Source organism: Pantoea anthophila (assembly GCF_006494375.1).
GTDB classification, from domain to species: Bacteria; Pseudomonadota; Gammaproteobacteria; order Enterobacterales; family Enterobacteriaceae; genus Pantoea; species Pantoea anthophila.
The window spans coordinates 53858-68540 of record NZ_VHIZ01000017.1 but is presented as its reverse complement, the minus strand read 5'-3'; the positions used below and the strand labels follow the sequence as shown (position 1 = coordinate 68540).

Below are 14683 nucleotides of genomic sequence, written 5' to 3'. Positions count from 1 at the left end.
GAGAGGAGGCCGCGTTCACCTGTGCAGAAAGAGAGCGTGCTTGACCGATATAAAAAAACCCTTCGCACCTGCAGAGGCGCAAAGGGTTTCAGTCCGGAACGGATTTCGTCAGCCGCGGGTTACTTAACCGGCATACCCGGTACCGCACCGCTATCCACGGAGAGCACGAAGAGATCTTTGCCGCCCGGTCCTGCTGACAGCACCATGCCTTCAGAGATGCCGAAGCGCATCTTACGTGGTGCGAGGTTGGCGACGATGATGGTCATTTTACCGACCAGCACTGACGGATCAGGATAAGCGGCGCGGATGCCGGAGAAGATCTGACGCTTTTCCCCGCCCAGGTCAAGCTGCAGACGCAGCAGCTTGTCTGAGCCCTCAACCAGTTCCGCCTGCTCAATCAGCGCCACGCGCATATCCACTTTGGCAAAATCGTCGATGGTGATGGGCTCACCGACAGGTGACTCTGCCAGCGGACCGCTTGCGGCCGGTGCAGCTGCGGCAGCGGCATCCTCTTTTGAAGCCGCAATCAGTCCCTCAACCTTCGCCATTTCAATGCGGCTGTAGAGCGCTTTAAACGGCGCGACCTGGTGATCCAGCAGCGGCTGGGCGATAGCATCCCAGCTCAGCTCACACTTCAGGAAATCTTCGGCGCGTGCGCTCAGGGAAGGCAGCACCGGCTTCAGCCAGGTCATCAGGATGCGGAACAGGTTGATCCCCATTGAGCAGATAGCCTGCAGGTCGGCATCGCGGCCTTCCTGCTTCGCCACCACCCACGGTGCCTGCTCATCGACATAGCGGTTAGCCAGATCGGCCAGCGCCATGATCTCACGAATCGCACGGCTGAACTCACGGCTGGCCCAGGCTTCACCAATCTTCTCTGAGGCATCCACGAAGGTCTGATAAAGGGCCGGATCGGCCAGCTCAGCCGCCAGTTTCCCGTCAAAGCGTTTGGTGATAAAGCCCGCGTTACGTGACGCCAGGTTAACCACTTTATTGACGATGTCGGCGTTAACGCGCTGAACAAAATCTTCCATGTTCAGGTCGATATCGTCGATGCGTGAAGAGAGTTTCGCCGCATAGTAATAGCGCAGGCTGTCGGCATCCAGATGCTGCAGCCAGGTGCTGGCCTTAATAAAGGTGCCACGCGACTTCGACATTTTTGCACCGTTGACGGTGACATAGCCGTGCACAAACAGGTTGTTTGGCTTGCGGAAGTTGCTGCCTTCCAGCATCGCGGGCCAGAACAGGCTGTGGAAATAGACGATATCTTTACCGATGAAGTGGTACAGCTCGGTGGTGGAGTCTTTACGCCAGAACTCGTCGAAGTCGATGTCGCCGCGCTTGTCGCACAGGTTTTTGAACGAGCCCATATAGCCGATAGGCGCATCCAGCCAGACGTAGAAATATTTGCCCGGCGCACCCGGAATTTCAAAGCCGAAGTAAGGCGCGTCGCGGGAGATATCCCACTGCTGCAGGCCCGACTCAAACCACTCCTGCATTTTGTTCGCAACCTGATCCTGCAGTGCGCCAGAACGGGTCCAGGCACGCAGCATCTCGCTGAAGGAGGGCAGATCAAAGAAGAAGTGTTCGGAATCACGCAGCACCGGCGTCGCACCGGACACCACGGATTTCGGATCGATCAGCTCTGTCGGGCTGTAGGTCGCGCTGCAGACTTCGCAGTTGTCGCCATACTGGTCAGGTGACTTACATTTCGGGCAGGTGCCTTTCACAAAGCGGTCCGGCAGGAACATCCCTTTTTCCGGGTCATACAGCTGCGAAATCGTGCGGTTCTTGATGAAACCGTTCTCTTTCAGGCGACCGTAGATCAGCCCGGCCAGCTCACGGTTTTCGTCGCCATGCGTTGAGTGATAGTTGTCATAGCTGATATTGAAACCGGCAAAGTCCGTTTCATGCTCCTGTTTCATTTCTGCAATCATCTGCTCCGGTGCAATCCCCAGCTGCTGCGCTTTCAGCATGATAGGGGTACCGTGCGCATCGTCGGCGCAGATGAAATAAACCTGATTGCCACGCATTCGCTGATAACGCACCCAAATGTCTGCCTGGATATGCTCGAGCATGTGGCCGAGATGGATTGATCCGTTCGCGTAGGGCAGGGCGCACGTTACCAGAATTTTTTTAGCGACTTGAGTCATAGTTTGCGTAGCTTTCTGTTGATTGAAAAAACGGGCTTAGATGGTAACTGAAGGCTTCTCCTGCGTAAACACAAGGGATTCATCCCGCCAGTCGCCGCGAATCCATGTGCTTCTGATATCATTGAGGTTACCTCGCTGAAAACAGCGTAAGCAGAGCAGAAATAAGGAGTGAGGGATGACAGCACAATCCCGGGAACCGCATACGCCAGAAGGGCTGCGCGCCATTGTGGCTGGCGTACTGAAACGCTTTGAGCATCCGACCCTGCACCAGAACCTGACCGCGCTGAAGGCGCTGCATCATGTGGCGCAGCTTGACGGTACGCTGCACATTGAAATGATGATGCCTTTTGCCTGGGCCAGCGGGTTCGACGCCCTGAAAGAGCAGGTCAGCGCCGAACTGCTGCGCCAGACCGGCGCGCGTGCGATCGACTGGCGGCTCAGTCATGATATTGCCACCCTGAAGCGGGTGAAAAATCAGCCGGGCGTGAACGGTGTGAAAAATATCATCGCGGTCAGCTCCGGCAAAGGGGGCGTCGGCAAATCGAGCACTGCCGTGAATATGGCGCTGGCGCTGGCCGCCGAAGGCGCGCGCGTCGGGATCCTCGACGCCGACATCTATGGCCCGTCAGTGCCGAACATGCTCGGCACGCAGGACCAGCGGCCGACTTCGCCGGATGGCACCCATATGGCCCCGATTATGGCGCACGGGCTGGCAACGAACTCAATTGGCTATCTGGTCACCGATGATAACGCGATGGTGTGGCGCGGCCCGATGGCCAGTAAAGCGCTGATGCAGCTGCTGAACGAGACGCTGTGGCCGGAACTGGATTATCTGGTGCTGGATATGCCTCCGGGTACCGGCGACATTCAGCTCACGCTGGCGCAGAACGTGCCGGTCACCGGGGCGCTGGTGGTCACCACGCCGCAGGATATTGCCCTGATTGATGCCCGCAAAGGGCTGGTGATGTTTGAGAAGGTCAATGTTCCGGTGCTGGGCGTGGTGGAAAATATGAGTCTGCATATCTGCAGTCAGTGCGGCTATCACGAGCCGATTTTCGGCACCGGCGGGGCGCAGAAACTGGTTGAGACTTACCAGACGCAGCTGCTGGCCCAGCTGCCGCTGCACATCGACCTGCGCGAGGATCTCGATGAAGGCGAACCGACGGTGATCCGCCGGCCAGACAGCGATTTTACGGCGCTCTATCGCCAGCTGGCCGGACGCGTCGCCGCCCAGCTTTACTGGCAGGGTGAGGTGATCCCTGGCGAGATCGCCTTCCGCGCACTCTAAGCCCGACCCGACCCGCTGGCATAGGCCGACGCCAGCGGGTAGTGCATCAGCACGTAGCCGCCATGCTCCCCTTCGCCTGCCGAAATCATCTTCCAGCCATGTTTCAGGTAAAACGCCTGGGCGGCTTTGTTCATCTGCAGACACTTCAGCGCCCCGGTTGAGGTGAAGCGCGCCTGGACGTTCTCCAGCAGGGCACTGCCCACGCCGCGCCCCTGCCAGTCGGGATCGACATAGAGACTGTGCAGAAAGTTGTCGTTCTCCAGCAGTCCGGCAAATCCGACGCGCTGCCCCTCAGCCTCGGCGACCAGCACCGTCTCCCCCAGGATCACCCCATCAAAATCTTCCAGCTGCCACTCGCTGCCATCCAGCCAGCGCCAGTTATGCCGACGCGCCGCCAGAAACAGCGTTCGCAGGAAAGGACGATCGGCTTCAGTAAACGGACGTATCTCCACAGCTCTGCTCCCTTTTTATCCGGTCTTACAAAACTAGCAGCGATTCGGGAAGAGAGGGGGAAAGACAAAGCGGGTTTAATGTCACGAAAATCGCTGTACACTGCCCGGCGGGCCAGAGAGCATCAGGCTCTCAGCGTTTGATAGCTTTCGTTAATCAGATTGATAACGTCTGCATATTAGATGTTGGCCCGAAAATTATGTAACCTGCATCACATATTTTAACGGAGGCCACAGATGTCTATTATCAATACCAAAATCAAGCCGTTCAAAAACGCAGCATTCAAAAACGGCGAATTCATCGACGTAACCGAGAAAGACGTTGAAGGTAAATGGAGTGTGTTCTTCTTCTATCCTGCTGACTTCACCTTCGTCTGCCCGACCGAGCTGGGTGACGTGGCTGATCACTACGAAGAGTTCCAGAAACTGGGCGTAGATATCTACTCCGTTTCTACCGACACCCACTTTACCCACAAAGCCTGGCACGGTTCTTCTGACACCATCGCGAAGATCCAGTATGCGATGATCGGCGACCCGACTGGCGCGCTGACCCGCAACTTCGAAATCATGCGTGAAGCAGAAGGTCTGGCTGACCGTGGTACTTTCATCGTTGACCCGGAAGGCGTTATCCAGGCTATCGAAATCACCGCTGAAGGCATTGGCCGTGACGCCTCTGACCTGCTGCGCAAAGTGAAAGCGGCTCAGTACGTTGCTTCTCACCCAGGTGAAGTCTGCCCGGCGAAATGGAAAGAAGGTGATGCAACGCTGGCTCCATCTCTGGACCTGGTTGGCAAAATCTAATCCCGCTTCGGCCTTTCGACCATTCTCCAATCGGGTGCCACGGCACCCGATTTTTTGACCAGGATATCACTATGCTCGACACAAATTTGAAAACGCAGCTCAAGGCTTACCTTGAGAAATTAACCAAACCTGTTGAGTTGATCGCCACCCTGGATGAGGGTGCAAAATCAACCGAGATCCGTGAACTGTTGGTTGATATCGCTGGTTTGTCTGACAAAGTCAGCTTCCGCGAAGAGAACGATCGTCAGGTGCGTAAGCCCTCGTTTCTGATCACTAACCCAGGTTCGAACAGCGGCCCGCGTTTTGCCGGTTCACCTCTGGGTCACGAATTTACCTCACTGGTGCTGGCACTGTTACAGACCGGTGGGCATCCGTCTAAAGAAGCACAGAGCCTGCTGGATCAGGTTGCTGAGCTGGACAGCGATCTCCATTTCGAGACCTACTATTCACTTTCCTGCCACAACTGTCCTGATGTGGTGCAGGCGCTGAACCTGATGGCGGTGATTAACCCGCGCATCAGCCACACCGCAATCGACGGTGGCCTGTTCCAGAATGAGATTCAGGAACGCAACGTGATGGGCGTGCCGGCGGTTTACCTTAACGGTAAAGAGTTTGGTCAGGGTCGCATGAGCCTGGCGGAAATCGTCAGCAAAGTGGATACCAACGCGGACAAACGCGCAGCGGAAGAGCTGAACAAGCGTGACGCGTATGAAGTTCTGATTATCGGCAGCGGCCCGGCAGGCGCAGCAGCAGCCATCTACTCCGCGCGTAAAGGTATTCGTACCGGCCTGATGGGCGAGCGTTTCGGCGGGCAGGTGCTGGATACGGTCGATATCGAAAACTATATCTCTGTACCTAAAACCGAAGGTGCAAAACTGGCAGGTTCACTGCGTGCACACGTTGATGATTACAATGTGGATGTCATCGACAGCCAGAGCGCCATTAAACTGATCCCGGCGGCGAAAGAGGGCGGACTGCACGCCATCGAAACCGCCTCCGGTGCCGTACTGAAATCACGCAGCATCATCCTGGCGACCGGCGCACGCTGGCGTAACATGGGCGTGCCGGGTGAAGAAGAGTATCGCACCAAAGGTGTTACCTACTGCCCGCACTGTGATGGCCCGCTGTTTAAAGGCAAGCGCACCGCGGTCATCGGCGGCGGTAACTCTGGCGTGGAAGCGGCAATTGATCTGGCCGGTATCGTGGAACACGTGACGCTGCTGGAGTTTGCTGGTGAGATGCGTGCTGACCGCGTGCTGCAGGATAAACTGCGCAGCCTGAAGAACGTTGATGTGATCCTGAACGCGCAGACCACGGAAGTGAAAGGCGACGGCAGCAAAGTGACCGGCCTGCACTACATTGACCGTACGACGCAGACCACCCATGAGCTGCCGCTCTCCGGTATCTTTGTCCAGATTGGTCTGTTGCCGAACACCCCATGGCTGGAAGGCGCGGTTGAGCGCAACAAAATGGGCGAAATCATCATTGATGCGAAATGCGAAACCAGCCTGAAAGGCGTCTTCGCAGCAGGCGACTGCACCACCGTGCCGTACAAGCAGATCATCATCGCCAGCGGCGAAGGTGCGAAAGCGTCACTGAGTGCCTTTGACTATCTGATCCGTACCAAAACGGCTGAGTAAGTTTCATCAGCCAGGCAATAAGCCCTTCAGCCCCTGTGCTGAGGGGCTTTTTTTATGCGCCTGTTAATAGCCCGCCAGCGTCATCAGCATCATCCATACCGGCGTCGTTACGGCCGCAAACACCGTAGAGAAAAGCATACTGGCCGCCGCCGGGCCGGTAATGACATTGAATTTCTGCGACATCAGATAGACGTTAACCCCGACCGCCATCGACCCCAGCAGCACCACCACTTTACTCTCCAGCGGGGGTAGACCGGTCAGCCACGCGATAGCCCATACCGTCATCGGTTGCAGAACCAGCTTCAGCAGGCAGATCGTATAACTCTCTTTTAAACCCTCCCGCACCCGATAATGTGCCAGGCTCATGCCCAGCGTGACCAGCGACAGGGGGGCCGCCAGCGAGGCCAGCATCCGAAGCGGTTCAGCGGCGATCTGCGGCAAGGGGTGCTGCAGAAAGCTCCAGGCCGTGCCGCTGAGAATGCCGACGATCAGCGGATTTTTCAGCACGCCGATCAGGGTGCGCCAGAGACCTGTCAGGGAAAAGCTGCCCTGTTTTGCCCACTCGACCGAAACGGTCAGCAGGGTCCAGAGGATGAGGCTGTTAAACACCAGCACCAGCGCCACCGGTGGCAGCGCTTCTGGCCCGAGCAGGACGGTAGCCACCGGGATCCCCAGCATCACGTTGTTGGAGAAGATACCCCCCAGCGCAAAGACCGAGGCGGCCACGCCGTCAAGCTGAAACAGCCGTGTCGCCAGCAGGCGTCCCACGATAAACACCAGCAGGCAACTGCCAAAGAAGGCCAGCAGCAGGCGCGCATCCACCGGCGGGCTTTGCGAGAAGGTACTCATCACCCGAAACAGCATGCAGGGCAGCGCAACGTTAAACACAAAGCGGTTCATGCCTTCGCTGATGCTGGCAGGCCATTTCCCGAAGCGTGTCAGCCCATATCCGAGCAGGATCAGGATAAACAGCGGGGCTGACAGGTAAATCTGATGGCTCAGGCTTTCAAACAGCAGTGGCATAAGAGGCGTCTGGGTAAATCATGGATAGTTACCAGACTAACAAATCGCAAACTAACTGTTAACTCATCCCTGCTTTGGAATCGGCCGTCGGGCGGGCTGTCAGCCTAACCAGCGACGCGCCTGCTGGTCACTGATGTCCCGGTAATAAACACGATGGATAGTTTCGCCGCAGCCCGCACAACGGGCCGAAATATAGGTGGAAAGGTAATGTCGGCCATTAGGGGCGATGGCGCCCTGGCGTTCGATTTGAATATCCTGCCATCGATGGCGGTGAGGAATAAGCGCTGACAATCGCATCATACATCCTGAGTAGTATGAAGTTCCGCTTCAGGAGTCGATAACTCCATGAAATAAAGTGTTTTTTTACAACGGTGTTTCGCGCAGGTTAATTATTATGAAATGGTCAGAGTCTGAGCGATGGCCAGGACCCATCAGGCCTGATAGCAGGAGTACCTCTTAAGAGGTATCCCTGAGGCCCGCAGCATTAAGCCTTTTTTTGCACCATGGAACGTTGATCGGGATCATGCGTAAGGTTCCGTTCCGGTCATTTCGCTGGCGGCTGTTGCCTGCTTTCAGAGGACGGCTTGCCTATGCTGCAAACCGTAATTCGACTCGGGGTGCCCTTCTTTGTGAAGGCTGAGAAATACCCGTATTACCTGATCTGGATAATGCCAGCGTAGGCATCTGTGTTCAGCCTGCTTATTATGAGATTGACTCTCTTATTGTCCATACGTAATGCACTTACGGTACATAAAGGGTTTGTTCATGAGGTAAAATCACTTCTGCACACCTTAAAAAAGGCGCAGTAACGATTCATTCAGCGGTATATAAATCAGCCGTTGTGATTGCAATTGCAGGGTCATAAGGATTGAGACATGGACACGGTTGAGGAAGTGAATGGAACATACTTTTATGCGGGGCGTTCAAACCTCACCGCCACCGAACTCTTTTTTATGGTGTTTGTTTTCAATACTGCTGATCAGTTCGGTATCAAGGATATCGCTGCTGTCTATGCGCTCTATGCTGGTATGAATGACCAGACTACACGGACTAAACCAGGAACGGCAATCCCTGGCACCTCCAGACTATCGAAAGGTGTACGGCGGGTATTTGGAAACAGAATGTTCCCGTTTGGTTTGGAGATGCCTACGTGGATTGGCGGTTATACTCCATGGACTGTAAAGCGAAGGATGGTGAGGAAGATTGGAACGTGGGTAGGGCGAACAATTCCTCTCTTAGGTGAGGTGATTCTTGTAGCTGATATGTCGCAGATCATCTACTACTCGATCACTGAATACAACACCATTGCCCGAGGTGATGATAAGTTATGGTAGATGATATCGAGAAACGTGTGATCGGGATGTTCACTATCCGTAGTGGTACTTACCTGTTCAGAAAAAAGAAATACGATACTTACACGCCAGAATCGAATATTCATTTTGATGTGCAGCTTGATCTGGATGATGTTGAAGAGTTGGTGGAAGAGTATTCGAAAGAGTTTAACGTTGATATGTCGGATTTCCATCTCGAACTCTACTACCCCGAGGTGAATTTCTCATGGAACCCGTTTAAAAAGCCTGAGCCTGTTGATGTACCAGACTTCACCATTAATATGTTTATCCAGTCAGCTAAAGCAGGAAGATGGTTGTACGAATAGGGGGATAAACCGCCTCCCTTTTCTTCACTTCAGCGCAGGTATAAGCAGAACACAAAAATGAATTCCGGTGGGCGTGGGGTATATCACAAAGGAGCTTAACGGCTCTTTTTTCTTTTCGGTGGTGGGGTAAAGCTGGGGTACCGTGCGAAGAAGTGGTAACCGGAAGGGCGCGCTTGCGTCTGCGAGTAACTTCCCCTAATCTTGCAAAAAGTATAGAGATTCACTCTTCATGACTCGGGGTGCCCTTCTTTGTGAAGGCTGAGAAATACCCGTATTACCTGATCTGGATAATGCCAGCGTAGGGAAGTCTGATGCCTGACCGCATTCGCCTTCTTGTCCGCCGGTTGGGAGCTACGATGATACAGCCATCTCAACACCTTTCTGCCGCGCAGTTCGCGCCCCTTCTGCACACCTTTCGCCGTCAGTCACCGCTGGTGCACTGCATGACGAATGACGTGGTGCAGAACTTTACCGCCAACGTCCTGCTGGCACTCAATGCGTCACCCGCGATGGTGATCGATGCTGACGAAGCGGCACAGTTCAGCGGCTTTGCGGATGCCCTGCTGATTAATGTCGGGACGCTGACGCGTGAGCGTCAGCGGGCGATGCAGGCAGCGGTTAGCGCGGCGCGGGAGGCGGGCACGCCCTGGACGCTCGATCCGGTCGCTGTCGGTGCCCTGACGCTGCGCAGCGACTTCTGCCAGCAATTATTAAGTCAGCAACCGGCGGTGATACGCGGCAATGCGTCAGAGATTCTGGCGCTGGCGCAGCAGGCCAGTGGCGGACGCGGCGTGGATACGCTTCACCCGGCAGTTGCGGCGCTCGACGCGGCGCGGCAGCTGGCGAAAGAGTGGAACACGCGGGTCATCGTCACCGGTGAAGTGGACTACGCAACCGATGGTCAGCGCACTTTTGCCATTCGTGGCGGCTCTCCCATGCTGACGCGGGTTGTGGGAACCGGGTGTGCGCTCTCGGCGGTGGTGGCCGGGTTCAGCGCGCTGCCCGGCGATGGCCTGCTGAATATTGCCGCGGCCTGTCAGGTGATGGCGACAGCCGGTGAAAAGGCCGCGGGGCAGGCGACTGGGCCGGGCAGCTTTGCCACGGCGTTTCTGGATGCACTCTGGACCCTGGAGGGCGATCATGAAACGCATTAATGCCCTGACCATTGCCGGCACCGATCCCAGCGGTGGCGCAGGGATCCAGGCCGATCTGAAAACGTTCTCGGCGCTGGGCGCTTATGGCACCAGCGTCATTACCGCGCTGGTGGCACAAAATACGCAGGGCGTGCAGGCTGTTTATCGCATCGAACCGGACTTTGTCGCCGCCCAGCTCGATTCTGTGCTGAATGACGTGCGTATCGACAGCGCGAAAATCGGCATGCTGTCAGAAACGGCTATCGTGGAGCAGGTGGCGGCGCGGCTGAAGCAGGCGGCGATCCCTTTTGTGGTGCTGGATACCGTGATGGTGGCGAAAAGTGGTGATGCGCTGCTCTCACCGGACGCCGTCGCCAGCGTTCGTGAGCGGTTGCTGCCGCAGGTTTCGCTGATCACTCCGAACCTGCCAGAGGCGGCGGCCCTGCTGGGTTGCGCCATTGCCACCGATGAGACGGAGATGCGCGAACAGGGGCGGGCGTTGCTGGCGCTGGGCTGTCAGGCCGTGCTGATGAAAGGAGGGCATCTTACGGCAGCGGAGAGTCCCGACTGGCTGATTACACCATCGGCAGAGCAGCGGTTCAGTACACCGCGCGTGAAGACCCGTCATACGCATGGCACCGGCTGCACGCTGTCGGCGGCACTGGCCGCATTGCGTCCGCGTCATGACGGATGGGCGACGACGATTGAGGAAGCGAAAAACTGGCTGCAGCAGGCGCTGATGCAGGCGGATTCGCTGGAGGTCGGGAAGGGCATCGGGCCGGTTCACCATTTTCATCAATGGTGGTAAGAGAGACTGCCCCTCTCGCCCGGATAATCAGGCGAGGCGGGCACCCCGCGGGAGGGGTTCAGGGGGCTTCAAACCAGGCGCTGTTGCGCTCAGCAATCGGGGTGATGGAGAAGATCATCTCCTGCAGGTGATGACGCATGGCCGCTTCGGCGGCATCGGCATCGTGCTGTTTCAGCGCGGCATAAATTTCTTCATGCTGCTCAATGACCTTTTCCGGCGGTGAGACTTCACTCAGCGTCAGGAAGCGCACCCGATCCATCGTCGCTTTGATATTCTCGACCGTTTCCCAGGCCAGCTTGCAGTCAATGCTTTCCGCGATCAGACGATGAAACTCATCGTCAAGCGTGAGGAACGCCTGGCTGTCATGCCGCTCCGCCGCCATCCGCTGCAGTTGCAGATTGTGCTCCAGCGTCATCAGTGCCGAATCATCAATCTCCAGCGCGGCACGACGAACCACCGACACTTCCACCGCCTCACGGATAAAGCGGCCATCCGCGACCCGCTTAGCGGAGATTTTACGCACAAACGTGCCGCGCTGCGGCAATACCTGTACCAGTCCGGCTTCCGCCAGCTTGATAAACGCTTCGCGCACCGGCTGACGTGAAACGCTGAAGCGTGCGGAGACCTCTTTTTCAGAGAGCAGCGAACCTGGCTGAATCGCGCAGGTGACAATATCTTTGCGCAGATAACGGTAAATCTGCTGATTGACCGGTTCGCTGGTGGTTATGGTATAGGCGCTCGACATGCAGCAATATCCCTATTACGGCTGGCAGAGGCCAGCGCGTTGGCAAAGTGTCAGTCTAATCAGCACGCTGCGTCTGCGCCAGCGCTTTATTGTCCCGCCTTCAGCCGCGATTCAGGCACTGATGCACTGTGGCACGCGCGCCCTGGCTGGTCAGTTGCTGATACCAGGCCGTCAGTCGGGCGACCACGTCGTCGTTCTGCAGCAAATCATCGCCAAACACTTCGCGGAGGGCGAGCAGCGCCCGCACGCGCGCTTCACCCTCTTCGCTGGCGGCAACACACTCCGCCAGTTTTTTCTGCATCGGGTCACGGATCTCAATCGGCTGGCCCTGTTCATCAACGCCGCCCACATAGCGCATCCAGCCCGCGACGCCGAGCAGCAGCAGGTCGCAGCGGCTGCCACGCTGCAGGTGCCAGCGCAGACTGTCGAGCAGGCGCTGCGGCAGTTTTTGTGTGCCGTCAGTGGCGATCTGCCCTGTGCGATGTTTAATCGCACGGTTTTCATAGCGGGCGATCAGCGAATCGGCATAGGCATTCAGATCCACGCCCTGGGTGCGCAGCGTCGGGGCCTGTTCATCAATCATCAGTGAACGGGCGGCGGCGCGGAAATGGGGATCGGCCACACAGTCGCTGATGTACTCATACCCCGCCAGAAAGCCGAGGTAGGCCAGGAAAGAGTGACTGCCATTCAGCATGCGCAGTTTCATCTCTTCATAGGGCAGTACATCACTGACCAGTTCCGCACCCGCTTTCTCCCACGCCGGGCGACCATTAACGAAGTTATCTTCTATCACCCACTGAAAGAAGGGTTCTGCTTCAATCGCGACCGGATCTTCACATCCCAGACGCTTGTGCAGCGCGGCCAGTGCGGTGTCGGTCATGGCCGGAACGATGCGGTCCACCATGGTGGAGGGGAAGGTGATGTGCTGCTGAATGTACTCTGCCAGCGCAGGATCCTGCCGTTCCGCCAGCTGAGTCACTACATTGCGGGTTACATGCCCATTCTCCGGCATGTTGTCACAGGACATCACGGTGAAGGGCGGTAATCCCAGCTCGCGGCGACGGCGGATCGCCGCCAGAATGACACCGGGCACCGTGCGGGGGGCTTGCGGATTCTGCAGGTCATGGACGATATCAGGATGATCGCTGTTTAAATTGCCGCTGGCGGGCAGATGGCAGTAACCCTTTTCGGTCACGGTCATGGAGACGATGGCGATATCCGGCTGGCTCATGGCGTTGATCACAGCTTCAATACCGTCTTTGTCGCCCTTCAGGGCGCTGGTGATGACGCCGATCACCCGGGTCTGCTGAGAACCATCCGCCAGCTCAGTGAGGGTGTAGAGCAGGTCCTGCTGGCGCAGCGCCGTAATCAGTCCGGTGCTGTTCATGAGATTGACCTCACAGTAGCCCCAGTCGCTGCCCTGTTCTTCGGCCAGCCTGTCGCTGCACATCGCCTGATGTGCGCGGTGAAAGGCACCAAAACCGATGTGTACCATGCGGGTCTTCAGTTTGCTGCGGTCGTAGGAGGGGCGTTTAACCTCAGCAGGCAGGCGATCAATCTGTAACATAATCCGTCCTTTTGAAAAGCGGGGCGCTCAGCGCCCCAGTCAGCGTTCTGTTAGCGGAACAACACTCAGACCGAAACCGGTTTGTCCTGGGTTTTCGGACTGCGAATCACAAACAAGACCAGGAAGGCGCCCAGCGCGGCGACACAACCGGCCAGCACGAAGGCGCTGTCGAATTTGCCGGTGTGCTGAACAATAAAGCCGGTGACAATCGGCCCGATGATGCCGGAGAGGCTGCCTGTCAGATGGATGAAGCCGCTGATGCTGCCGATGCGACTCTTATGTACCACATCCTGAATGATGGCCCAGTAGATCGCGCCGGTGATGTAGAGAAAGAAAATCGATACCGACATCATAATCACGGCAGGCACGACCTCTTTTATCGTACCCGCCAGCGCCACGCAAATTGCCGCGGCCAGCAGTGAGACCACCAGCACAATTTTGCGTGACAACAACAGCTTGCCGGTGATGTTAAAGATTTTATCGGAGATCCAGCCGCCCAGTGCCAGGCCGACGAAACCGACGATCCACGGGATCATGGTGGTGATACTCATCGATTTAATATCCAGGCCGTGTGCCTGCACCAGATAGGCCGGGAACCAGCTCAGGAAGAAGAACAGGATGTAGTTGTAGCAGAAGAAGGCAAATGCCGTGACCAGGATAATCGGCTGGCGCAGGTAGTAACCAAACGGATGGGCCGTTTCTGACAGGTCAACCTCATCGTTCGGGCTGGTCGCCTTGAGGCGTTCGATCAGCAGCCGCTCTTCTTCAGTGACGCGTTTGCTCTTCGCCGGATTGTCCGCCGCGAAGAAGAGCCAGAATGTCATCCAGACCAGCCCGATGCAGCAGACAATCACAAACGCCGGACGCCAGCCGTAAGCCAGGGCCAGATAGCCAATAATCGGACCGGCGACGGCACCGCCCAGCGGCGACCCGGCACTCAGTAAGCCCATGGCTGTCGCGGCCTGTTTTTTCGGGAACCAGCCGTTAATCGCTTTGTTAGCCGAGGAGCAGATGGGGCCTTCTGCCATGCCGAACAGCACGCGCAGGATCAGCAGCGACCAGAAGCCGGTGGCGAGCGCGGTCATACCGCAGAAGATGGACCACGCGGCCACCGCTACGGCCAGCACGATCTTAGGGCCAAAGCGGTCGGTGGCGAGGCCGCCGACAAAGTTGAACAGGGCATAGCCAAAGAAAAAGCTGCCGAAAATCATGCCGAACTGCTCTGCATTGATCGCCAGATCTTTTTCAACCAGCGGAACCGTCAGGGAGAGCGCGACACGATCGAGGTAATTGATCATGTAAACCAGAAACAGCAGTAAAACGAGGGTCCAGCGCAGATTCTTGAACATAAAAACTCCGTGATCTGTTTTCTCTTTTTAAGTGTGCCAGCGCGAACGCTGGCTCAGGACACCTGGTGTT

At 56.7% G+C, this 14683-nt stretch carries 14 protein-coding genes and 2 riboswitches; of the genes, 7 read left to right on the top strand and 7 right to left on the bottom strand.

Annotated elements, in window-relative coordinates:
* Positions 1–119: 119 nt before the first annotated feature.
* Positions 120–2153, bottom strand: coding sequence for a methionine--tRNA ligase (gene metG / locus FJW00_RS02355; protein WP_046102221.1), 2034 nt, complete (start codon positions 2151–2153; stop codon positions 120–122).
* A gap of 175 nt (positions 2154–2328) precedes the next feature.
* Between metG and apbC the strand changes: the two genes are divergently transcribed.
* Positions 2329–3441, top strand: coding sequence for an iron-sulfur cluster carrier protein ApbC (gene apbC, locus FJW00_RS02350; RefSeq protein ID WP_140922985.1), 1113 nt, complete (start codon positions 2329–2331; stop codon positions 3439–3441).
* Here the strand turns inward: apbC and FJW00_RS02345 are convergent.
* Entirely contained in the window at positions 3438–3893 is a 456-nt protein-coding gene (locus FJW00_RS02345) for a GNAT family N-acetyltransferase (protein ID WP_140029047.1), read from the bottom strand. The genes apbC and FJW00_RS02345 overlap by 4 nt on opposite strands.
* A 234-nt stretch (positions 3894–4127) precedes the next feature.
* Between FJW00_RS02345 and ahpC the strand changes: the two genes are divergently transcribed.
* Both ahpC and ahpF read left to right on the top strand, forming a co-directional pair.
* Entirely contained in the window at positions 4128–4691 is a 564-nt protein-coding gene (gene ahpC / locus FJW00_RS02340; protein ID WP_009089196.1) for an alkyl hydroperoxide reductase subunit C, read from the top strand.
* A gap of 71 nt (positions 4692–4762) precedes the next feature.
* On the top strand, positions 4763–6331 hold the full coding sequence (gene ahpF / locus FJW00_RS02335) for an alkyl hydroperoxide reductase subunit F (protein ID WP_009089198.1): 1569 nt from the start codon (positions 4763–4765) through the stop codon (positions 6329–6331).
* Between the two features lie 63 nt (positions 6332–6394).
* On the opposite strand, the gene FJW00_RS02330 is transcribed toward ahpF, so the two are convergent.
* Both FJW00_RS02330 and FJW00_RS22655 read right to left on the bottom strand, forming a co-directional pair.
* Positions 6395–7354 carry an AEC family transporter gene (locus FJW00_RS02330; protein ID WP_009089200.1) on the bottom strand — a complete coding sequence of 320 codons (960 nt, stop codon included), beginning with the start codon at positions 7352–7354 and terminating at the stop codon, positions 6395–6397.
* A gap of 99 nt (positions 7355–7453) precedes the next feature.
* On the bottom strand, positions 7454–7651 hold the full coding sequence (locus tag FJW00_RS22655) for a hypothetical protein (RefSeq protein ID WP_071987797.1): 198 nt from the start codon (positions 7649–7651) through the stop codon (positions 7454–7456).
* A 306-nt stretch (positions 7652–7957) separates the two neighbouring features.
* Positions 7958–8055, top strand: a riboswitch (TPP riboswitch).
* Between the two features lie 174 nt (positions 8056–8229).
* On the opposite strand from FJW00_RS22655, the gene FJW00_RS02320 reads away from it, so the two are divergent.
* The 4 genes from FJW00_RS02320 to thiD all read left to right on the top strand — a co-directional run bounded on the left by FJW00_RS02320 (position 8230) and on the right by thiD (position 10952).
* Positions 8230–8688: an STM2901 family protein gene (locus FJW00_RS02320; protein WP_140922984.1), complete on the top strand. Its 459-nt coding sequence runs from the start codon at positions 8230–8232 to the stop codon at positions 8686–8688.
* Positions 8682–9011, top strand: coding sequence for a DUF1493 family protein (locus FJW00_RS02315; RefSeq protein WP_140922983.1), 330 nt, complete (start codon positions 8682–8684; stop codon positions 9009–9011). Before FJW00_RS02320 ends, FJW00_RS02315 begins: the two co-directional genes overlap by 7 nt.
* Positions 9012–9236: 225 nt before the next feature.
* A riboswitch (TPP riboswitch) is annotated at positions 9237–9333 on the top strand.
* Positions 9334–9367: 34 nt separating this feature from the next.
* The gene (gene thiM, locus FJW00_RS02310) at positions 9368–10165 is read left to right on the top strand and encodes a hydroxyethylthiazole kinase (protein ID WP_140922982.1); all 798 of its coding nucleotides are present in this window, start codon (positions 9368–9370) and stop codon (positions 10163–10165) included.
* Entirely contained in the window at positions 10152–10952 is an 801-nt protein-coding gene (thiD, locus tag FJW00_RS02305; RefSeq protein WP_058956698.1) for a bifunctional hydroxymethylpyrimidine kinase/phosphomethylpyrimidine kinase, read from the top strand. The genes thiM and thiD overlap by 14 nt, the downstream gene beginning before the upstream one ends.
* 58 nt (positions 10953–11010) lie before the next feature.
* Here the strand turns inward: thiD and FJW00_RS02300 are convergent, their stop codons facing one another.
* From FJW00_RS02300 to FJW00_RS02290, 3 genes are all read right to left on the bottom strand, one after another.
* Complete coding sequence (locus tag FJW00_RS02300) at positions 11011–11697, bottom strand: GntR family transcriptional regulator (protein ID WP_140029045.1); 687 nt, start codon at positions 11695–11697, stop codon at positions 11011–11013.
* A 100-nt stretch (positions 11698–11797) separates the two neighbouring features.
* Entirely contained in the window at positions 11798–13264 is a 1467-nt protein-coding gene (locus FJW00_RS02295) for a mannitol dehydrogenase family protein (RefSeq protein ID WP_140922981.1), read from the bottom strand.
* Positions 13265–13329: 65 nt separating this feature from the next.
* Positions 13330–14613 (bottom strand): MFS transporter, encoded by a 1284-nt coding sequence (locus FJW00_RS02290; RefSeq protein WP_058956697.1) that lies wholly within the window; start codon positions 14611–14613, stop codon positions 13330–13332.
* Between the last annotated feature and the right edge of the window lie 70 nt (positions 14614–14683).